This is a genomic window from Virgibacillus chiguensis, from assembly GCF_900129865.1.
Taxonomy (GTDB): Bacteria; Bacillota; Bacilli; order Bacillales; family Amphibacillaceae; genus Virgibacillus; species Virgibacillus chiguensis.
In genome coordinates, this window is the sequence record NZ_FQXD01000001.1 from 295,832 (window position 1) to 316,619 (window position 20,788).

Here is a 20,788-nt window from a genome sequence, read left to right on the forward strand (position 1 = left end):
ACTATAATTAAATTATATAGTTAAACTAACCATTCGCCTGAATCTTTCTTTCCACACGAATAGAAGTTAAACCTCCTTTATTTCGCGTACTACTATACGTACACCTTCTACTTTTACAACTTTAACTTTTTTATTTCCATCAATAAATCGACCTTCTGAAATTACATCCAGACGTTCTTGATCAAATACAGCTGTACCAGAAGGGCGAAGTGGAGTAACGGTAATGCCTTCTAAACCGATTAATTCTAAGCGATTTACTGAAGATACGTATCCTTGCTCCGTTGTTGTTTGATCTTTAAGTATAATATGTCTGAAAATCCCTTTATCCATACCCATTCTTCTGAAAAGAATAATAGAAACAATTAATGATAATAAGAATGCAATTCCTATACTTAACGACATATGACCTATATCATATCCTGACATAAATAACGAGCCAATAATCGCACCTGCACCAATTAAACCTAATATACCACCAGGCACAAAAAACTCTGCGATAATGAGTCCAATGCCTAATATAAGTAAGATAACTGCTTCCATACCAGCTAAACCAGCCACAATATGTCCATAGAAAAATAATACAAGCGAAATAAGTCCCATAATTCCAGCTACACCGAATCCAGGTGAATACAGTTCTACAACAAGCCCTAAACTAGCAATAGATAGTAAAATTGGGATGACTACGGGATTTGTTAAAAATCTAGCTACTTCTTCTGCTAATGTTGGCTCTTTTTCCATAACTGTTGCGTTCTCTAAACTCAATTGTTGCAATAACTCTTCCCTATTATCAACAGTACCTTCTGAATACCCTACTTCTAATGCCTGTGATGGACCTAAAGTTAGAAACTTACCCTTCCCTGCATCTAGTTCCGGAAGATCAATAGACTCATCAGCCATAGCCATCGCATATTGAGGATCCCTTCCTTTTGATTCAGCCGCACTCTTCATGGAGGCTATCCAAGCAGATTGGGCTTTTTTATTAGCTGCATTACCATCTGATGTGATGACACCACTAGCTCCCATAGTTGCTTGGGGACGCATATATATTGTATCTGTATTTAAAGCAATGTAAGAGCCCGCTGATAAAGCACGATTCACAATAAATGAAGTAGTGGGAACATCTAAGTCCTGTAAAATCGTAGCAATTTCTCCAGCCGAGTCTACTCTTCCTCCTGGTGTATTAATCTCAAAAATAATATGATCAGTGCCTTCTTCTAATGCTTCTTCGGTCGCTCTATCTAAAAATGCCTGCAGGCCTCTTTCTACTTCTTTTTCTATTGGGATAATATGGACTGTTTTATGACTGGCGGTATTAGCATCTACGCCAGCACCAACATTGAATATAGTGACTAAAAACACGCATAAAACAAAAATATATGTATACACTTTTTTAGCAGTCATGTTCGTTCACCTCCTTCAATGATGTATCATGTCTATACGGAATTTGAAGTGCAAAGGTTTCAATTCACCCAAATTTATTAAAATATATCATAAATAAACGTTTTATACTATCTATTATGTAAGTTACATTCCATTGCTATTCCAACCGAATTTCCTATAATAAGAGTATACGTGCAAGAATGGAAAAATCATATTACAAAGACATGTGGATAATAATAGGAATAAGCGTTAAATTTGCACAAGTATAAAGCGGTACTTATATGATGAAAAAAAGGCTGTTTCCTAAACGATTACAAAAGAAGATGAGAGGAAGGTCATGAGCTAAAAGCACATCGTTATTTCATTACGTTCAATTAAAATAGGCTGTTTTAGTAACAAAAGACCCTAATCAATCTTTTGACTAGGGTCTTTTTTTTAGTTACTTAACTGTTTTTGTACAAGTTTGTTAATTTGTGAGCCATCTGCTCTACCTTTAACCTTTGGCATAATTGCACTCATTACTTTTCCCATATCTTTTTTGGAAGTTGCGTTCACTTCTTCAATTGTTAATTTAACTATTGCCTCCAGCTCTTCATCCGTAAGCTGTTTTGGCATATATGTTTGCAGAATATCTAATTCTAATTCAACTTGTTGAACAAGATCATCGCGACTCGCTGATTTGAATTCTTGGAGGGAATCTTTTCTTTGCTTTACTTCTCTCGACAAGATCGAAATTTCTTCGTCTTCTGATAATGAGTCTTTTCCAAGTTTAATGGTTTCATTTTGAATAGAAGCTTTTACCATGCGAATCACACTAAGGGTTTGTTTATCTTTGTTCTTCATCGCCTGCTTCATATCTTGGTTTAATGTTTCGAGTAATGTCACTGATTACACCCTCTTTAGAATTTACGCTTTCTAGCAGCTTCAGATTTCTTTTTGCGACGCACACTTGGTTTTTCGTAGTGTTCACGCTTACGATATTCTTGCAATGTACCACTTTTGGATACACTACGCTTAAAGCGACGAAGAGCATCTTCAAGAGACTCGTTTTTACGAACGCGAGTTGTATTTGACATGCTAATTTCCCTCCCTCCGAAGCACAAAACAGATTGTACTAGCATATGACTTTCAATTCACATGCTTTTTAAAGTATAATATAATACTTTATTTTGGTCAACTGATTGTTTCCAAATAACCATTAATTTATGCATATTAATATGTGCTATCTCCTTGTTCATCGTTTAAAATAGCCACACCAGCGCTTGCGCCAATTCTTGTTGCACCTGCTTCTATCATTGCTTTCGTTGTTGCTAAATCTCGAACTCCACCAGAAGCCTTTACTCCCATATCTGGCCCTACAGTTTCTCGCATTAAACGAATATCTTCCACAGTTGCTCCGCCACCAGAAAAACCTGTCGATGTCTTAACAAAATCAGCCTTTGCTTGTTTGGCTAGTTGACAAGCAATTACCTTTTCCTCATCTGTTAACAAAGATGTTTCAATAATAACCTTCGTAAGGGCTTTGCCACTTGCTGCTTGCACAACTGCTTCTATGTCATTTAGAACTGTTTGCTTATCTCCTGATTTTAAAGCACCAATATTGATAACCATGTCTACTTCTGTAGCTCCATCTTCAATCGCTTTATTTGTCTCTGCCACTTTAGAAAATGTAGTAGTTGCTCCTAACGGGAAGCCAATGACGGTGCAAACTTTTACTTGTGTTGCTTTTAACTCATTATAACAGTAAGCAACCCAATATGGATTTACACAGACAGATGCAAAATGATGCTCCTTCGCTTCTTTTACAATTTGAGCTATTTTTTCTTTTGTAGTGTCAGGCTTTAATTGCGTATGGTCAATGTATGTTGCTAAATTTTCCAATTAAAATCTTCCCTTCTTCACTTAGTTGTACGTACCTCTTCACTAATATAGCATTATTTATGCAAGAAATCTATTAATGACTTGAAACTGCTTTCTCTTTTCATATTTTTGTTATATTTAATATGTTATATACTTTATTCCTAAACATTTACTAAATAAAACAAAAACCAGCAACAAGAACAAAAACTTTCAAAGTTTTGTTCTTGTTGCTGAAATGTTGCAATTAATATGTGACTACTTTATCATATGCCGTTTCATCTAACACTTTGACAAATGTTGCTTGATTAAGCGGGTATCCTGCTTTTATAATTTTCACACGCACAAGTTTTCCAATCATATCTGGTGTACCAGAAAAAGCAACCTTTAAATAGTTATCTGTATAGCCGATTAATTGATTAGGGTGTTCTTCATCATGTGAATGTTCTTCTGGTATTACTTCTAATACTTCATTTTCATAATTTGTCGCATATGCTTTAGCCAGCTGATTCGATAATTCGATTAATTGATGAACGCGGTTGTTTTTTACTTCATCATCAACTTGATTTTCCATTCTTGCTGCTGGTGTCCCTGTTCTTCGAGAATAAGGAAAAACATGCAATTCGGAAAAACCAATTTCTTTAATAAAATCATAAGTCTCTTGAAATTCTTCATTTGTTTCCCCTGGAAAACCGACAATAACATCCGACGTTATCGCTAAACCAGGCAGAGCCTTCTTTAAGTTCAATACTTTTTCTTTATAGTAAGAACTTGAATATTTTCTACGCATTCTTGCTAAGACAGAGTCCGAGCCTGATTGTAATGGAATATGCAAATGGCTAACGACTTTCTCAGATTTATCCAACACTTCTATCACTTCATCCGTGATTTGACTAGCTTCAATGGATGAAATACGAATTCGTTTTAATCCATCAACTTTTGTTTCTAAATCACGTAGGAGCATGGCAAAATTATAGTCTTTCATATCTTCTCCATATCCTGCCGTATGAATACCAGTTAATACAATTTCTTTATATCCTGCATTTACAAGCTTTTGCGCTTGTTCAAGTACATTTTGTGGATCCCTTGAGCGTAAGAGCCCACGTGACCACGGAATAATACAGAAAGTACAGAAATTATTACATCCTTCTTGAATTTTCAAAGAAGCCCTAGTACGATCAGAAAAGTCAGGTACATCCATTTCTTCAAAGACTCTATTCTTCATTATATTAGAAACGCCATTTACTGGTTCTTTTGATTTTTTATGCTGTTCAATATAATGGATCATATGTTTTCGATCCTGCGTACCCACAACTACATCCACCCCAGGAATTTCCATGATTTCTCCTGGAGAAGTTTGTGCATAACAACCAGTAACGCACACAACAGCGTCTGGGTTTTTTCGAATCGCTCTACGTATAACCTGTCTACTTTTCTTATCTCCTGTATTTGTAACCGTGCATGTATTAATCACATATACATCAGAATTACGATCAAAATCAACTCTCTCATAACCCTGTTCCTTAAACATGTTCCATATACCTTCTGTTTCATAATGGTTTACTTTACAACCCAATGTATGAAAAGCTACGGTTGGCATCATGAACACCTCATTTCTTCAAAGTGGTACGAAATACTTGCTAATGTATATAAAGCAGCAGTTTCTGCTCTTAAAATTCTTGGTCCAAGTCGTACTGGTTTAAATTTATTTTCTTTTAGCATGTTCGCTTCTTCATTTGAAAAACCGCCTTCAGGACCAATGCAAATAAGTATACTTTGTCTATTTTGAATTCTTTGCAACACAGACCCTAAGGATTGATAGTGGTCAGCCTTAGCCTCTTCTTCATAAGCAAATAACATGACATCAAAATTCTTTCCAACTTCAATTACTTCTTTAAGCCCCCTACAAGGTTCAACAGTAGGGATTTTGTTCCGGTGACTTTGTTCACTTGCCTCTTTAACAATTTTATGCCATCGCTTTAATTTCTTATCTTTCCGCTTCTCATCCCATTTTACAATGGAACGAGCTGCTTGAAAAGGTAAAAAACAATTTGCCCCTAGTTCCGTCCCTTTTTGCAAAACCCATTCCAGCTTATCACTTTTTGGCAATGCTTGAGCAATTGCGACATTTACTGGTAATTCCGTACGATCATTTAACCAACTGACAATGTCAGCAAAAACTACCTGATTATCTAAGATTGTAATCTTACAAATAGCCGCTTGTCCATCAGGATGATTACAAATAATTTCATCTCCTACTTGGAATCGCATAACACGCATAATATGATGCGCATCATCTCCAGTAATCTTAATGGTTTTATCAGCCCATGTATGTGCAGGTACAAAATATCGCTGCAATAGTTTCACCTTCTTCTACTCATAACTAGGTTTACGTGCAACAAGCGAAACCCAATCTTCTAATTCATTGCTTTGAATTATTTCAAACCCTTGTTGTTCCAAATGTTGCTTAACGAATTGTTTTTTAGCCTGCGTTATACCTGAGGTAATGAAATGACCTCCAGGTTTTAGTTGGCTCCATGCTTTTTCAACAAATCGAACAATTATTTCCGCTAAAATATTAGAAACGATCAAATCTGCTTCTACTGTAACATGGTCTAATAAATTTTTTTGTTTAGCAGTAATTTTCATTTCTACATTGTTTACTTTAGCGTTTAACACCGTACTGTTTACGGCAACATCATCTAGATCGTACGCATAGACATGATTAGCACCTAGTAAAGCCGCTGTAATACTTAAAACACCTGACCCTGAACCGACATCTATTACTGTATCATTTTCCTTTAGGAACTGTTCTAACGCTTGAATACTTAGTACTGTAGTCGGATGAGTTCCTGTACCAAAAGCCATACCTGGATCCAATTCAATAATCATTTCATCTGTATCTACAGGTTGATATGCTTCCCACGTCGGTTTTATCGTAATTTTTTTTGATATTTTCACAGGCTTATAATACTTTTTCCAAGCAGTTGCCCATTCTTCTTCATGAACTTCACTTAATGTGATTTGGTTTCTGCCTAAATCAATATCGTATAACATTAAATTATTTATGGCCTGTTTAATTTCTTCTACCGTCTCACCGAGAAAACTATTTATAGGAAGATAAGCTTTTATATAAACCCCTTCGTCAGGATATTGTTCTGGATCTAATTCATATACTTCTCCAAATGTGGAGGTGTGCTCCCTTACTAAATCCATCGCATCTTCAATCACCAGACCGCTAGCTCCGTTTTCATGTAAAATGTTCGATATTGGTTCAATCGCTTCATTTGTCGTATGGATACAAAGCTCTGACCACTTCATATGGATACACCCTTTTCTTATTAGAAAAACGAAGGCATGTCATCAAGTCTTTATGACGATAAAAACCGTCGTTTTGTTTATATGATTACCTTAAAAAATTTATCCTTTTTTATAGTGTTAAAAGGAAACTCGGCTTTTGCCTCGTTTCCTATGGAAATAATGGTATTGCCTACACCTTTTGCTAACCATTTATGACAGTATTTTGCTTAATTATACATTGGACATCATTTGAACTGTTTCACTGCTACAATGTAACTTTTATATAGCTGTGTGGAAGCACACAGCTATTCACTTTTAAATGCTTTTTTAAAACGTTCAAATAAGGAACTATCTTGTTCATCTGCCGCTTCGTTACCACCAATTTGATTAAATTCACGCAATAATTCCTTTTGGCGATCTGTCAATTTCGTAGGTGTTATTACTTTCACTTTAATATGCTGATCTCCATGACCGTAACCTCTCACATTTGGCGCACCTTTGCCTTTTAAACGAAAAATTTTGCCCGATTGGGTTCCAGCAGGTATCTTAAGCTTCACTTTTCCATGCACAGTTGGTACTTCTACTTCATCACCAAGAGCAGCTTGTGCAAAAGTTAAAGGTAGCTCGCAATATATATCGTCGCCTTCTCTGCTGAAGAAATCATGTGGTTTAATTTGTACAACAACAAATAAGTCGCCTGGAGGGCCACCATTAACTCCCGCTTCTCCTTTACCTGACACGCGAATTTGTTGCCCCTCATCTATTCCAGCTGGTATCGAAATATGAATGGTACGACGTTTCTTCACTCTTCCAGTACCGCCACATGTAGTACACTTGTCTGGAATAATTTTACCTGATCCATTGCAATGATGACACACTCTGCGATTAACTACCTTACCGAACGGCGTATTCTGTTCCATATTCAATTGACCTGATCCATTACAATGTGAACAAGTTTTTGCCTTTGTTCCAGGCTTAGCTCCTGTACCTGTACAAGTATCGCATGTTTCCTCTTTTGGAATGGTGATATCTGCTTCTTTTCCAAAAATAGCTTCTTCAAAACCTAATTGCATCGTATATTGCAAATCCGCTCCTTGTTGAGGAGCATTTGGGTCTCTTCTTCGACCTGCACCACCGAAAAACATATCAAATATATCACCAAAACCACCACCGAAATCTTGCGCACCACCAAATCCTCCAAAACCTTGGCTTTGTGGTCCAGCATGGCCAAATTGATCATATTGAGATCTTTTTTGGTCATCACTTAATACTTCATAAGCTTCTTTTGCTTCTTTAAACTTATCAGCAGCACCTGCTTCTTTATTAACATCTGGATGGTATTTTCTTGCTAATTTACGATACGCTTTTTTTATCTCATCCTTAGACGCTCCCTTTTCAACTCCAAGGACTTCATAATAGTCTCGTTTACTCACTTGATCACTCTCCCCGTTACACACTTTTGCATAGCTTTTATCTTACCACCATCTATAAGCGTGTGCAAATATACGCATATAGATCAACGTGTAAAAAGTCAAAGCCAAGAGAATCCTGACTTTGACTTTTATAGTACCGAATAGATGTAGAGAAAACATCTACTCTTTCATTCATTTTTTCGTTCTTCGTACTTATTTTTTATCTTTGTCTTCTTTATCGTCTACTTCTTGATATTCTGCATCCACAACATCATCATCGTCACTATTTGACTCTTGTGAATCTTGTTGAGCTTGTTGTTCTTGTGCCATTTGCTCATACAATTTAACAGAAAGCTGTTGCACTTGTTCTTGTAATGCTTCTTTCTTTTCTTTGATCTTATCCATATCATCCGCTTCAAGTGCAGATTTCAACTCTTCTTTAGCAGCTTCTGCTTTTTGTTTTTCTTCATCAGAGACTTTATCTCCAAGATCTTTAATTGTTTTATCCGTTGTAAAGATTAGTTGATCAGCTTCATTACGCAATTCAATTTCTTCACGACGTTTCTTATCTGCTTCTGCATTTTCTTCCGCTTCTTTTACCATTTTTTCTACTTCTTCATCAGAAAGACCAGAAGAAGATTTAATGGTAATAGACTGCTCCTTATTTGTACCTAAATCTTTAGCGCGGACGTTGACAATACCATTTGCATCAATATCAAAAGTTACTTCTATTTGTGGAACTCCACGTGGTGCTGGTGGAATGTCAGTTAATTGGAAACGACCCAACGTCTTGTTATCAGCTGCCATCTCACGTTCACCTTGCAATACATGAATATCAACGGCTGTTTGGTTATCAGCTGCTGTTGAAAAGATTTGTGAGTGACTTGTTGGAATGGTTGTATTTCGTTCAATAAGTTTGGTTGTTACACCACCCATTGTTTCAATACCTAAAGAAAGTGGCGTTACGTCTAATAATACAACATCTTTTACATCACCTTGTAGAACACCACCTTGAATAGCTGCGCCGAGCGCAACAACTTCATCTGGGTTTACCCCTTTAGATGGTTCTTTACCAATGACACGTTTAATAGCTTCTTGAACAGCTGGAATTCTTGTAGAACCGCCAACTAAAATAACTTTGTCAATATCATTAGCTGTGTAATCTGCATCTGATAAAGCTTTGCGAGTAGGGACCATCGTACGCTCAACAAGATCAGAAGAGAGTTCTTCAAATTTCGCTCTTGTTAAAGTCATTTCTAAGTGTAGAGGGCCCGCCTCACCCGCTGTAATAAACGGTAAAGAGATTTGTGTTTGTGATACTCCAGATAGTTCTTTTTTCGCTTTTTCAGCGGCATCTTTCAAACGTTGTGTAGCCATTTTATCCTTGGATAAATCAATGCCATTTTCTTTCTTAAATTCTTGTACCATATGGTCAATGATAACCTGGTCAAAATCGTCACCACCTAGACGATTATCTCCAGCTGTAGAAACAACTTCAAATGTACCGTCGCCAATATCTAAAATAGAAACGTCAAATGTTCCTCCACCTAGATCATATACTAAAATTGTTTGATCTTCATTTTCTTTATCGATTCCATATGCTAACGCTGCTGCTGTAGGTTCATTAATAATCCGTTCAACTTCCAAACCTGCAATCTTACCGGCATCTTTCGTAGCTTGACGTTCTGCATCATTAAAATATGCCGGAACTGTAATAACAGCCTTTTCTACTTTTTCTCCAATATAGTCTTCTGCATAAGACTTAAGGTGTTGAAGTATAATAGCTGACACTTCTTGTGGTGTATATTCTTTATCTTCAATTTTCACCTTGTAATCTGTGCCCATATGACGTTTAATAGATTGGATCGTATTTGGGTTGGTAATTGCTTGACGCTTTGCCACTTCCCCAACTTGTCTTTCCCCATTTTTAAACGCTACAACAGAAGGCGTTGTCCTGTTCCCTTCAGGGTTTGGGATAACAACAGATTCGCCACCTTCCATTACTGCGACACAAGAGTTTGTTGTACCTAAGTCAATACCAATTATTTTACTCATTGTCATTTCCTCCTTAGCTAGCAAGACGATTATTTATTTACTTTTACCATTGCTGGTCGAATAACACGATCTTTTAATTTATAGCCTTTTTGCACTTCTTCTACAACGATATTTGATGGCTTATCTTCAGCTTCTATTTGCATAACAGCATGATGTACATTTGGATCAAATTCTTCCCCAACAGCTGTAATTTCTTCAGCGCCTTGAGAAGCTAACGCATCTTTTATTTGCTTATAAACCATCGATATACCATCAATTATACTTGCAGTGGCTTCTGTTTTTTCAACTTGTAAGGCACGCTCGAAGTTATCTAAAGCAGGTAGTAATTCTTGAATTAAATCCTGTGATTGATATTTAAGAGCTGCTTCACGCTCTTTGACCGTGCGCTTTTTGAAATTATCATATTCAGCTTGAACACGAAGTAACTTTTGATAAAGTTCCTCTTTTTCTGCTTGAAGTGCTTTTAATTTTGATTGTAGTTCTGAATCTGCGTCACTGTCATTCGCTTCGTCTGTATCATCTTTATCTAATACTTCTACAGATTCCGCTGCTTCTTCCACTACTTCTTCCTGTTTATCATCATTTTCAGTAGCGGTATTTGTGTTTTTTTCCTGTTCCTCCACGCCTGACACCTCCATTTTAAACTAACCATCATACACTATAACACGTTCTAGACTGAGAACGAAACAATAGGGGCTCATTATTTTTTCTTTCCTAACGCACGTTTTATTAGCACAACGTAGCTTATTGATGACGAAGAAACTGCTACAGAGGACGCAGAGCCATCAAAGCTTCCTAACGTATAAGTTAATCTTCATCTTTATATCTCGTATATAATACGTCTGTCATTTCATTCGAAAGGATACTTAATAATGAAATTACTTTGCGATATTCCATTCTCGTGGGACCAAGTAATGCGATTGTCCCCATTTGCCCTTCTCCTAAATGATAAGCGGCAGTAATTAAACTCAAATCTTTTATCGCTGCAACATCATTTTCTTGACCGATAGATACTTTAATGCCTTCGCTAGATTGCTTTAATAAATTCACTATCTCATCTTCATTTTCAATCATGGTGTAAAATGCTCGTATCTTATCAACATCATTGAACTCTGGTTGCATTAACATATTGGATTTTCCGCCTATATATAATTTGACAGGATGATCTTGTAAGAATGCTCCTTTTAAATGTTGATAGGAGTTATTTAAATCGGAAACATACTTCTGCATCATCGCTTCAATTCCCGCATTAAATTTTTCAGCCAACTGCAAAATTGGAACACCATGCAACTGATCATTTAAAATATTTACCATTTTCTCTAGGTCTGAACTATCTATTTCTTCTGGAATAGAAAATGCACGATGTTCTACATGACCTGTATTTGTAACGAGTATCGCTACGGCAGTACTGACTGACAAAGGTATAATTTGAATTTGTTTCAGTTTTGTTTCAAAGATTTCAGGCCCCAGTATGATGGAAGTATAGTTGGTCAACTTTGATAATACTTCTGCAGACATTTGTACAATTTGTTCAAATTCAAAAAAACCATCTTGAATCATGTGTTTAATTACATTGCCTTCTTGGTGTAGGATATTTGGTGAAATGAGGTGGTCCACATAATAACGATATCCTTTTTCAGAAGGAATGCGTCCTGATGAAGAATGAGTTTTCTCAAGAAATCCCAGGTCTTCTAAATCTGCCATTTCATTACGAATGGTAGCAGCACTATATGGAATCACTTCTTTCTTGGCAATAGCACGTGAGCCAACTGGATGTGCCGACTCGATGAAATCATCAATTATGACTTGTAGAATTAATAACTGCCTTTCTGTTAACATGATGATCACCTCTGTTAGCACTCATTGCTTTCGAGTGCTAATGCTAATAATAAATTATCAAATCCACATTTTTTTGTCAATAAAATGGCATGAAAGCAATTAGAAATCTTTTTAATGAAGCAGCCAAAAGATTATCCTATTTGTAATAAAAATTACATGTTTAGTAGGAGATTACTGTCTTTCTACTGTTCATACAAACAAACAACAGCGCCAATACACAACGCATTATTTTAGCTATAACGTATCTTCATCAATTTTACTTCAATGTCATTTTTATCATAAATAATCGGTGTATATACATCTACTACACAAGCTATTTTGTATCTATCCAAATACCAGATCGTCTAACAAAAACCTTTCAAATACTTCATTAGCTACTATTTTACCTTCTTCTGATAATGCTATTTGGTCTTCTCGCTCTAGTAACCATCCACGTTGCACAAGTTCATCTATAGATGGACGATATAATTTATCCATAGATACACCAAATTTATGTGTAAACTGACGTTTGCTTACCCCTTCCATTCTACGTAAACCGAGAAACATTTCTTCTTCTATTTGCTCTTTTTTCCCAATTGTATCTACATGTAAAACAGGTTTTCCATCTTTGTTAACTTGTTTAATATAAGCCGGTAAAGGTCGAATATTACCATATCGTTTGCCAGGTAGATAACCGTACGCTCCTGCCCCAAACCCATAATAAAAATTGTTATTCCAATATGTCAAATTATGTTTGCTTTCAAAACCTTGCTTAGCAAAATTACTAATTTCATACTGATTTAAGCCGTTTTTCGCCGCAGTTGTTTTTAAAATATCATACATTATTACCTCATCTTCTTGAGGTGGTCGAGGGAGATTTCCTTTTTTATAACGCTGATAAAAAACGGTTTTAGGTTCAATTTGCAAAGCATATGTTGAAAGATGTGGCAAATCCAAGTTCATAGCCTTTGTTAATGAGTCTTTAAAATGAGTAACTGTTTGATTCGGAAGGGCGTATATCAAGTCAGTACTGATGTTATGAATTCCATAATCTTGTAATAATGAGACGGTATCATACACATCTTTTACAGTGTGAATTCTTCCAAGTGTCTTTAACATCTCATTATCAAACACTTGTACACCAAGTGAAACTCGATTCACCCCATAGGCTCTTAGCAAAGCAACCTTCTCTTTGCTGAAATCTCCAGGGTTTGCTTCAATGGTAAATTCTTCACATTCATGAAGATCGAATGTTTCTGCAATATGACGGAGAACAGCCTCTAACTGCGGAACGGTTAAAGCAGTAGGCGTTCCACCTCCGATAAAAATCGTCTTTACTTTCTTTTCCTTTTCAGGAACGTAGGTAGACATTTCTTTTTTTAACGCATCAACATAATCATTTGCCAATTGTTCATTATAAAAAAACTTTGTAAAATCACAGTAATGACATATTTGTTGGCAAAATGGGATATGAATATAGACAGAATGTATTGGTATCATAAAATGCTCCTTCTTTAAAATCAAATTAGCAATGCTTATATAAAACTTGAGCTAAATACGCGCTACTATGATTTTATTTCTAACATAGTGCAATTCTTCAATCAAACTAGCAATAAAAACAAACTAGCAATAAAAACGATAAAAAACGTTCTACCGCCAACACTTCACAATAATTACAATATGGCAGTAGAACGTTAAATTTATTTAATTATCATCCATTTCCAAAACAGCCATAAATGCTTCTTGAGGTACTTCAACAGAACCAACCATCTTCATCCGTCTTTTTCCTTCTTTTTGTTTCTCCAATAGTTTCCTCTTTCTTGAAATATCCCCACCATAACACTTGGATAAAACATTTTTTCGCATTGCTTTAATAGTAGATCTAGCAATGATTTTGTTACCAATTGCCGCTTGTACCGGGACTTCAAATTGCTGTCTAGGGATAAGATCTTTTAATTTGTCTACAATATGCTTACCGCGTTCATAAGCAAAGTCCCTGTGAACAATAAACGATAGTGCATCAATTGTATCCCCATTTAATAAAATATCCATTTTAACTAGCTTGGATGCCTGATAACCAATTAAGTCATAGTCAAATGAAGCATAGCCTTTCGTTTGCGACTTTAATTGGTCAAAGAAATCATACACAATCTCTGACAACGGAATATGGTAAATAACATTAACACGAATATCATCTAAATATTCCATATCCATAAATTGACCGCGCTTTTTTTGAGCAATTTCCATAACAGAACCGACATATTCGTTTGGAACCATTATCGTTGCTTTCACATAAGGCTCTCTTACTTCTTTAATCTGTTGTGGGTCCGGCATAAATGCTGGATTATCAACGTTGATTGTTGTCCCATCCGTTTGCTCTACTTCATAAATAACACTTGGAGCCGTAGTAATTAGACTAATGTTAAATTCTCTTTCAATGCGCTCTTGAATGATTTCCATATGCAATAGCCCTAAAAATCCGCAACGAAAACCAAAACCTAGCGCTTGCGATGTTTCAGCTTCATATTGTAGGGATGAGTCGTTTAATTCTAAACGTTCTAAAGCTTCTCGTAAATCATTATAGTTCTTGGAATCTACAGGATACAATCCACAAAAGACCATTGGATTTAAACGTTTATATCCAGGCAATGGTTCTTTAGCTGGGCGTTCTACTAATGTAACCGTATCACCAACTCTTGAATCCCCAACATTTTTTATGGAAGCAGTTAAGTATCCTACATCTCCAACAATCAATTCGTCTTTATTTACTGGTTTTGGTCTAAAAACACCTAATTCATTCACTTCGAATTCCTTTCCAGTGGCCATCATCTTGATTTTATCGCCAACCTTCAAAGAGCCTTCTTTAATACAAACATAAGCTATAACTCCGCGATACGGGTCGTACATAGAATCAAAAATCAATGCTTTAAGGGGTTCTTCTGAATCGCCTTCAGGTGCAGGGATCGCCTCAATAACACGTTCTAAGATTTCATCAATTCCTATATTCGCTTTCGCAGAAGCTAAAATAACATCATCTTTATCGATACCGATGACATCTTCAAGTTCCTGTTTCACCCGTTCTGGATCTGCGCTTGGTAAATCAATTTTATTAATTACGGGTATGATTTCCAAATCGTTATCCAATGCCAAATATACGTTAGCTAGTGTTTGTGCTTCAATTCCTTGTGCTGCATCCACAACTAGAATAGCACCTTCACAAGCAGCAAGACTTCTGGATACTTCATATGTAAAATCAACATGACCAGGTGTGTCAATTAAATGAAAAAGGTATTCTTCTCCAGCATTACTTTGATAATTCAGTTGTACAGCATTTAATTTAATGGTAATACCACGTTCTCTCTCTAAATCCATTGCATCTAAAAGCTGATCTTTCATTTCTCGTTGCGTAATAGCTTTTGTACGCTCTAAAATACGGTCAGCTAACGTTGACTTTCCATGGTCAATATGAGCGATAATTGAAAAATTACGCACATTTCTTTGAATTTCTGCCATTAATGATGTTCACTCCTACTTTTTCTACCAGCCTCTTTACTTGTAGAAAACCTTAATTATCGACGAGAATGACTAGGTTAGATTATAGCAATAGAAACAATGATATTCAAGAACAATGATGCGCTTAAGCTGTCAACTAATTACCATACCAAAAATCCTCTCACTTTTAGAACTCTTACATAAATCAATTATATTCTTTGGATGTAATAAGAAACATAGCTTTTTACGAGTTCAAAAAGGAACAACGTATTTCTATTTCACTTCGAGTAAAAAATTGCGAGAATTATTCCCCTTTTCCCAGTATTTGTATTCTAAACAAAGCTTATTGTCATTTATTTATGACAATAAGCTTTGTTTTGTTTTACGATAAACCGTAAATTTCTACAAAAAATGTAACAACTGAGTTATAATAGCATCATACTTTTCTAGTAGTGCTAAAAAAACAACTCTGCTATTTGATACAATATTGTTACTACTGCTTCAAAAAAGCCAGTAATACTAGCTTCTAAAACAGAAGCCGTTTTTTCAGTAGATGGCGCTGGCACATCAGGTTGGACTTGTTGCTCAGGATTCCTTTCTGCAACTGACTTTATATTTTTTTCATTATCTAGTTCATCTGAACCTATTACATCCTGCGCCTGAAAAACAGAATCTGCTTCTTCATGACCAACCCCATTATTCCCGTGAACAACACCCGCTAAAAAACAAACTGCTAATAAAAGTAGTACAATCATAGCACGAGCCATTTTTTACACCTCCTAGGATGACGTATCAACCTTCTCTGCGTCCCAAAACATTTCACTAAATACATCGGCGAGTGCATCAGCAGAACGATAAAGCTCGTCCAAGTTATTCTCAACGCCACCAAATTCAAATAATAGTGCATTATTCGATAAATCCTGATTAAAAACCCCATTTGTACCTGCGCCCTTTTTGGTATAAACTCCTCTACTTAACCCTGGGTAATGTTGTTCTAATAGGTAGTGTAACTTTGTTGCTAGCTTCTGATTTTTTTCATATTCAGCATGTTCTGCGCCAATTACTATCATAAGACGGGCAAAAAGTTTCCCATTTATTTTTGCAGTCGTTTTATCTCTACCAATGGAATCCCGATGTAAATCAAATGCATATTGCATGTCCTTATTATTTGCCATTGCTTCCTCTACAACTTGTCTAGAAGCTTGATACGATTTTCCGTAACCCCACCCTTTATCGTTTAATTCATTCATAATATCCTTGTTTTCGACTATCGTCCCAATGCCGTTTTCTTCTAGTGATTTTGCTAGGTGATCGCTCACTTTTGTTATATTTACTTCTTTATGATGTGCTTCATTCGGATCTTCTACACCAGGTAAATGCGGTAAAAACGATTCTCTGTTATGTGAATTGTATAAGTAAACCACTTGTCTATCTCCAGTAGACGGTGTAGCTTCATTACGCTCTTGATTTTTTTTCGCTTCTTTTTTTCCTTCTTCTTCACTACCCTCTATTATAGCTTGCCTTTCTTTTAAAACTTCTTTCAAAGGAGGTGATGATTCTATAGGGAAATTTGTAAAGTCAGTCCCTTGACCAGCTACAATCATTCGATTATCAAAATGAGAAAAACCCGGCACTTCATTTCTTAATAGACTTCTCGGATCATTCGGCTTTAAACTAGTAACCATTTGAAATAAGGTATTGATTACATCAGGCTCCCCTTTCTCAGCAAGAAAACCTTCATCAAATGCACGATTTTCTTTGCTCAGTAAATAATAAAAGAAAGAGCTATCTAAATCACTTGTCCATTCTGTTATCATTTCTGATGATAACCTGTAAGCGGGTTTTATCGCTGTCATCGCTGCAATAAATAAAAATAAAAATATAAAGCCAATAATATACACGCTACTCTTAGGTAAAAAAACACGTACAGCCTTTGCTCTCATGCTTTCATCCTTTCTTTTACATGCTATCTATGTTAACAAGTATACGCAGCCCCTTTTAATAGATCCACCTCTTAAACTATTAACTCTTCTAAATTACTCTATGTTGGATTTTCAAAAACTAGAACCACCAATTCCACTTCTATAAAGTAAATTCTTCATAAGTTGGGATTTCCTCTCTAGCAGTTTCTAACTTAGAATTAGAAAGACTTGACACTAATTAAAAAACAGTATGTATACTCTTTTTCTTCGTGCGAGACAGAAAATCTCAATGGGATTCTTTTACAACACAAAACAATCCGAACTTTAATCCGTACCATTAAAGTTCGGATCTACTATCTCTATGCTTATTTACATCGAATATTATTCATTAGAATTATGTCAATGTATTCGATTTATTCGCTTTTCTATCTGCTATAAGCACTAACATTATCTACGTCGATCTTCTCATGAAGTGCTGCGTTTATTCCATTAGCAAGAACAGTTGCCATATCTTTCATAAATCCATCTACTTCTTTTGGTGTAACCATTAAATTATGCCCTAAAGGAGTAAGCACTTCTGAGATAAGCTGTCTTTTTTCTTCATCTTCAAGACCACCTACTACTCCAAGAAATGTCTCACGCTTTTCTTTTTCCGGCATATCATCATCACTTAAACTACGGTCCCCAAATGCTAGACCAGCCGGAGTTAAAGCTTTTGAAGGTGCATCTTTTTCTCGCCATTCCCTACCAAAATGTTTTAAGATAAAATCGATCGTATCACTGGCAATCGTTACTGCATCAACGACTGTAGGAACGCCGATTGCCATAACAGGTATTCCTAATGTTTCATAGCTAATTTCTTTCCGCTTATTTCCTACACCAGATCCTGGGTGTATGCCTGTGTTAGACAATTGAATGGTCTCATTCACTCTTTCTATTGATCGTGAAGCAAGTGCATCCACACAAATAACAAAATCTGGTTCAAACTTTTCCACAATACCGAAAATAATATTGCTTGTTTCAATTCCTGTTACTCCCATAACCCCTGGTGTAACTGCTGCCGTTGATCGATACCCACTTGAAACTGTCTCGTGCTCTAGACGAAACAAATGACTGGTAACCAAAACTTTCTCTACTGTCATTGGACCAAGTGCATCAGGAGTTACATTCCAATTGCCTAGACCAACAATAAGTCCTTTAGCATCCGGGGGAATTCCATTTGCACTTAGAAGTTCCTCTAGTTCCTCTGCTAAAACTTGAGCTGCCAAGTGTTGCCTATCTGTATCTTGACGTTTTACCCCATCTGCATAAATCGTAATATACGTTCCAGGTTTTTTTTGCAGCATTTTAGCGCCCGTTTGATCAATATTTACATAAGAAACTTTTACACCGTCTTTCTCTTTTTCTTTAATATTCACACCTTTTAATGATTTTTCCGATTGCTCTTGCTTCTCTACATACATATCTTTCGCTTCTACTGCTAAATCAGTCCTTACTTGGTAAGGTACTATGTGCTTATTCCGTTGCCCCAAGACAATCACCCTTTTTCCATTTTGCTTTTAGTGTAAACAATAAGATAAAACTCATACATGTCGCAATATCATAATGATTTAGGTAAATTGACTTAGAAAATGAAAAAAACAGCACTTTTTAAACATTAAAATCGTACTCAAGTATAGAGGTTACTTGAAAACATGCGCTTGCTTTGGTAAAATGACTTTTGTCGATAGACAAAAACATAGAGTCACATAACGATTTGTTTTTGGATTATAACCGAGATATAATCGATGAAGGTGAAGTTTTAGGAGGTGAAGTCAATGGCAAATATTAAATCTGCAATTAAACGTGTTGATACAAATAGAAAAAAGCGTTCAAATAACAATACACAAAAATCAGCTATGCGTTCTCATATCAAACATGTTGAAAAGTTAATTGAAGCAAATGATAAAGAAAATGCAAGCATTGCTTATAACGTAGCTAAAAAAGCAATCGATAAAGCTGTACAAAAAGGCGTCGTTCATCAAAATTTCGGGAACCGTCAAAAATCACGTCTAGCTAACAAAATTAACCAGCTTGGCGCATAAGCACAAAGGCCCAGGGCGCCCGGTTAGCAACGTAGCGACTGGAACGAATCAACGAAAGTTTTAGGAATCCTGCTCCTGCAACAGGAGTATGCCGACGCCCCCCGGCAAGCCCGTCTTTAGTTGGCCTTCCTAATTAGAACGAACCAATGATGACTTATCGTAGGGTTATTTCGTGAGTCGCCTAGTTGCTGGGCGCTGGAGCCAGACGTGGCTAAATAACTTAGTTAGTTTATCCACAGCTGCAAAATTTTATAATTTTCTAGATAATAAAAAAACGATCCGCTATGGATCGTTTTTAATTTACAATATAGGAAAGTTTATGGATTACAGTATCGTAATGATAGGTATATAGCTGAGAAAAATCACCAAGTCGTTAAGGAGATAGTGATAGTATTGATGTTTTAAGCACCATTTCGTTTCACTAATTGATATAAAAGCATTTCAAATGCTACATCTTTTTCCATACCACCTTGCTTCATTATACTATCTGCTTCTGCAAGCTGATTCATAAAATAGTGTAGCGCCCTCACTGTAAATTTCGCTTCACGCTCTAAAGCTAATTTAATTACATATGGATGGGCACCAAGTTGTTTGACCATCTGTCCCTGCGTATAGCCTTTCTGTTTTAAAAGCTTCACTCTTAACAAGATACGAAACTGAAATGCAAGCAAACCTACCAAAGCGATTGGTTCTTCTTTTTGTTTTTCTAAATCTTTATAAATTTCAATTGCCTGAGTTAAATCCCTTTTCATAACTGCATCCGCCAGTCGAAGCGATGAACTTGTAGCAGTATGAGACAATAATTGATTCGCGATTTCTTTCGTTACCACACCACCTTCTCCGACATACAAAGAAAATTTATGTAATTCGCTTTCCAAAAGATGCAGATTAGTTGAAATTTCTGCTTCGAGCATATCATATACTTCATCTGTTATCTCAATTTTCAGTTGATCTGCCAGTTGTTTCATCCATTTTCGTAATTCATACTCTTTTACTTCTCTACAATGAGCAACTGTAGCCTGTTTTTTTAATAATTTTGTTATTTTTTTCCTTTCATCTAACTTCTCATATGGAGCAATAATTAGTAAAATAGAATAATCTACAGGATTTGATACGTATGTTTCCAGAATTTTCAACTGATGATCTACTGCATTTTTTTCCTGTTTTGCTGTTAAAAATGAAGCGTTATTCGCAATAATTAGTTTACGTTCACCAAAAAATGGAAAGGTCTCCACATCAGAAATGACATCTTCAATCGGAGTTTCCTCTAAATCATACACGGTTAAATTATCTATATCATCGTTAATTGTAACTCGTTTTAATTTATTTTTTAATTGTTGTATAAAAAAGGATTCAGTTCCATAAACTAAATATAGAGGTGCTAGCTGTTTCTTATTTAATTGTTTGACTACTTCTATGTAATCCATATTTTCACTCCATTTTTTAAACCTATCTTCTTACACCATGG

18 protein-coding genes are annotated in these 20,788 nt (G+C 35.9%); 1 reads left to right on the forward strand and 17 read right to left on the reverse strand.

Annotated features, from left to right (window positions below):
• Positions 1-66: 66 nt before the first annotated feature.
• The 16 genes from BUB45_RS01555 to gpr all read right to left on the reverse strand — a co-directional run bounded on the left by BUB45_RS01555 (position 67) and on the right by gpr (position 18,768).
• Positions 67-1,401, reverse strand: a complete 1,335-nt coding sequence (locus BUB45_RS01555; protein WP_073004482.1) for an NfeD family protein — start codon at positions 1,399-1,401, stop codon at positions 67-69.
• Positions 1,402-1,815: 414 nt separating this feature from the next.
• On the reverse strand, positions 1,816-2,265 hold the full coding sequence (locus BUB45_RS01560; RefSeq protein WP_073004484.1) for a GatB/YqeY domain-containing protein: 450 nt from the start codon (positions 2,263-2,265) through the stop codon (positions 1,816-1,818).
• A 14-nt stretch (positions 2,266-2,279) separates the two neighbouring features.
• Positions 2,280-2,456: a 30S ribosomal protein S21 gene (rpsU, locus tag BUB45_RS01565; RefSeq protein WP_019377991.1), complete on the reverse strand. Its 177-nt coding sequence runs from the start codon at positions 2,454-2,456 to the stop codon at positions 2,280-2,282.
• A gap of 136 nt (positions 2,457-2,592) precedes the next feature.
• Complete coding sequence (gene deoC, locus BUB45_RS01570) at positions 2,593-3,261, reverse strand: deoxyribose-phosphate aldolase (protein WP_073004485.1); 669 nt, start codon at positions 3,259-3,261, stop codon at positions 2,593-2,595.
• A gap of 223 nt (positions 3,262-3,484) precedes the next feature.
• Entirely contained in the window at positions 3,485-4,837 is a 1,353-nt protein-coding gene (gene mtaB / locus BUB45_RS01575; protein ID WP_073004487.1) for a tRNA (N(6)-L-threonylcarbamoyladenosine(37)-C(2))-methylthiotransferase MtaB, read from the reverse strand.
• Positions 4,837-5,595 carry a 16S rRNA (uracil(1498)-N(3))-methyltransferase gene (locus tag BUB45_RS01580; RefSeq protein ID WP_073004488.1) on the reverse strand — a complete coding sequence of 253 codons (759 nt, stop codon included), beginning with the start codon at positions 5,593-5,595 and terminating at the stop codon, positions 4,837-4,839. The genes mtaB and BUB45_RS01580 overlap by 1 nt, the downstream gene beginning before the upstream one ends.
• Before the next feature lie 15 nt (positions 5,596-5,610).
• Complete coding sequence (gene prmA / locus BUB45_RS01585) at positions 5,611-6,558, reverse strand: 50S ribosomal protein L11 methyltransferase (RefSeq protein ID WP_073004490.1); 948 nt, start codon at positions 6,556-6,558, stop codon at positions 5,611-5,613.
• Positions 6,559-6,842: 284 nt separating this feature from the next.
• On the reverse strand, positions 6,843-7,970 hold the full coding sequence (gene dnaJ / locus BUB45_RS01590; RefSeq protein ID WP_073004492.1) for a molecular chaperone DnaJ: 1,128 nt from the start codon (positions 7,968-7,970) through the stop codon (positions 6,843-6,845).
• A gap of 192 nt (positions 7,971-8,162) precedes the next feature.
• On the reverse strand, positions 8,163-10,004 hold the full coding sequence (dnaK, locus tag BUB45_RS01595; RefSeq protein ID WP_073004493.1) for a molecular chaperone DnaK: 1,842 nt from the start codon (positions 10,002-10,004) through the stop codon (positions 8,163-8,165).
• 29 nt (positions 10,005-10,033) lie between these two features.
• Positions 10,034-10,642 carry a nucleotide exchange factor GrpE gene (gene grpE / locus BUB45_RS01600; protein WP_073004495.1) on the reverse strand — a complete coding sequence of 203 codons (609 nt, stop codon included), beginning with the start codon at positions 10,640-10,642 and terminating at the stop codon, positions 10,034-10,036.
• Positions 10,643-10,811: 169 nt separating this feature from the next.
• Positions 10,812-11,843 (reverse strand): heat-inducible transcriptional repressor HrcA, encoded by a 1,032-nt coding sequence (hrcA, locus tag BUB45_RS01605; protein ID WP_073004496.1) that lies wholly within the window; start codon positions 11,841-11,843, stop codon positions 10,812-10,814.
• Between the two features lie 324 nt (positions 11,844-12,167).
• The gene (gene hemW, locus BUB45_RS01610) at positions 12,168-13,322 is read right to left on the reverse strand and encodes a radical SAM family heme chaperone HemW (protein ID WP_073004498.1); all 1,155 of its coding nucleotides are present in this window, start codon (positions 13,320-13,322) and stop codon (positions 12,168-12,170) included.
• Between the two features lie 204 nt (positions 13,323-13,526).
• Positions 13,527-15,335, reverse strand: coding sequence for a translation elongation factor 4 (gene lepA, locus BUB45_RS01615; protein ID WP_073004507.1), 1,809 nt, complete (start codon positions 15,333-15,335; stop codon positions 13,527-13,529).
• Positions 15,336-15,769: 434 nt separating this feature from the next.
• Positions 15,770-16,081, reverse strand: a complete 312-nt coding sequence (locus BUB45_RS01620; RefSeq protein WP_073004509.1) for a hypothetical protein — start codon at positions 16,079-16,081, stop codon at positions 15,770-15,772.
• 12 nt (positions 16,082-16,093) lie between these two features.
• A complete protein-coding gene (spoIIP, locus tag BUB45_RS01625) occupies positions 16,094-17,257 on the reverse strand; it encodes a stage II sporulation protein P (RefSeq protein WP_073004511.1) in 1,164 nt (387 codons plus the stop codon).
• Positions 17,258-17,661: 404 nt separating this feature from the next.
• Positions 17,662-18,768, reverse strand: coding sequence for a GPR endopeptidase (gpr, locus tag BUB45_RS01630; protein WP_258871247.1), 1,107 nt, complete (start codon positions 18,766-18,768; stop codon positions 17,662-17,664).
• Positions 18,769-19,053: 285 nt separating this feature from the next.
• On the opposite strand from gpr, the gene rpsT reads away from it, so the two are divergent.
• Positions 19,054-19,320 (forward strand): 30S ribosomal protein S20, encoded by a 267-nt coding sequence (gene rpsT / locus BUB45_RS01635; RefSeq protein WP_073004513.1) that lies wholly within the window; start codon positions 19,054-19,056, stop codon positions 19,318-19,320.
• Positions 19,321-19,721: 401 nt separating this feature from the next.
• On the opposite strand, the gene holA is transcribed toward rpsT, so the two are convergent.
• The gene (gene holA, locus BUB45_RS01640; protein WP_073004515.1) at positions 19,722-20,747 is read right to left on the reverse strand and encodes a DNA polymerase III subunit delta; all 1,026 of its coding nucleotides are present in this window, start codon (positions 20,745-20,747) and stop codon (positions 19,722-19,724) included.
• Positions 20,748-20,788: the final 41 nt, after the last annotated feature.

Coding starts and splice junctions, on each gene's coding strand:
- dnaK (WP_073004493.1), bottom strand. CDS start 10,004: ATGAGTAAAATAATTGGTATTGACTTAGGTACAACAAACTCTTGTGTC.
- BUB45_RS01555 (WP_073004482.1), bottom strand. CDS start 1,401: ATGACTGCTAAAAAAGTGTATACATATATTTTTGTTTTATGCGTGTTT.
- prmA (WP_073004490.1), bottom strand. CDS start 6,558: ATGAAGTGGTCAGAGCTTTGTATCCATACGACAAATGAAGCGATTGAA.
- mtaB (WP_073004487.1), bottom strand. CDS start 4,837: ATGCCAACCGTAGCTTTTCATACATTGGGTTGTAAAGTAAACCATTAT.
- rpsU (WP_019377991.1), bottom strand. CDS start 2,456: ATGTCAAATACAACTCGCGTTCGTAAAAACGAGTCTCTTGAAGATGCT.
- rpsT (WP_073004513.1), top strand. CDS start 19,054: ATGGCAAATATTAAATCTGCAATTAAACGTGTTGATACAAATAGAAAA.
- grpE (WP_073004495.1), bottom strand. CDS start 10,642: ATGGAGGTGTCAGGCGTGGAGGAACAGGAAAAAAACACAAATACCGCT.
- holA (WP_073004515.1), bottom strand. CDS start 20,747: ATGGATTACATAGAAGTAGTCAAACAATTAAATAAGAAACAGCTAGCA.
- hemW (WP_073004498.1), bottom strand. CDS start 13,322: ATGATACCAATACATTCTGTCTATATTCATATCCCATTTTGCCAACAA.
- BUB45_RS01620 (WP_073004509.1), bottom strand. CDS start 16,081: ATGGCTCGTGCTATGATTGTACTACTTTTATTAGCAGTTTGTTTTTTA.
- lepA (WP_073004507.1), bottom strand. CDS start 15,335: ATGGCAGAAATTCAAAGAAATGTGCGTAATTTTTCAATTATCGCTCAT.
- spoIIP (WP_073004511.1), bottom strand. CDS start 17,257: ATGAGAGCAAAGGCTGTACGTGTTTTTTTACCTAAGAGTAGCGTGTAT.
- hrcA (WP_073004496.1), bottom strand. CDS start 11,843: ATGTTAACAGAAAGGCAGTTATTAATTCTACAAGTCATAATTGATGAT.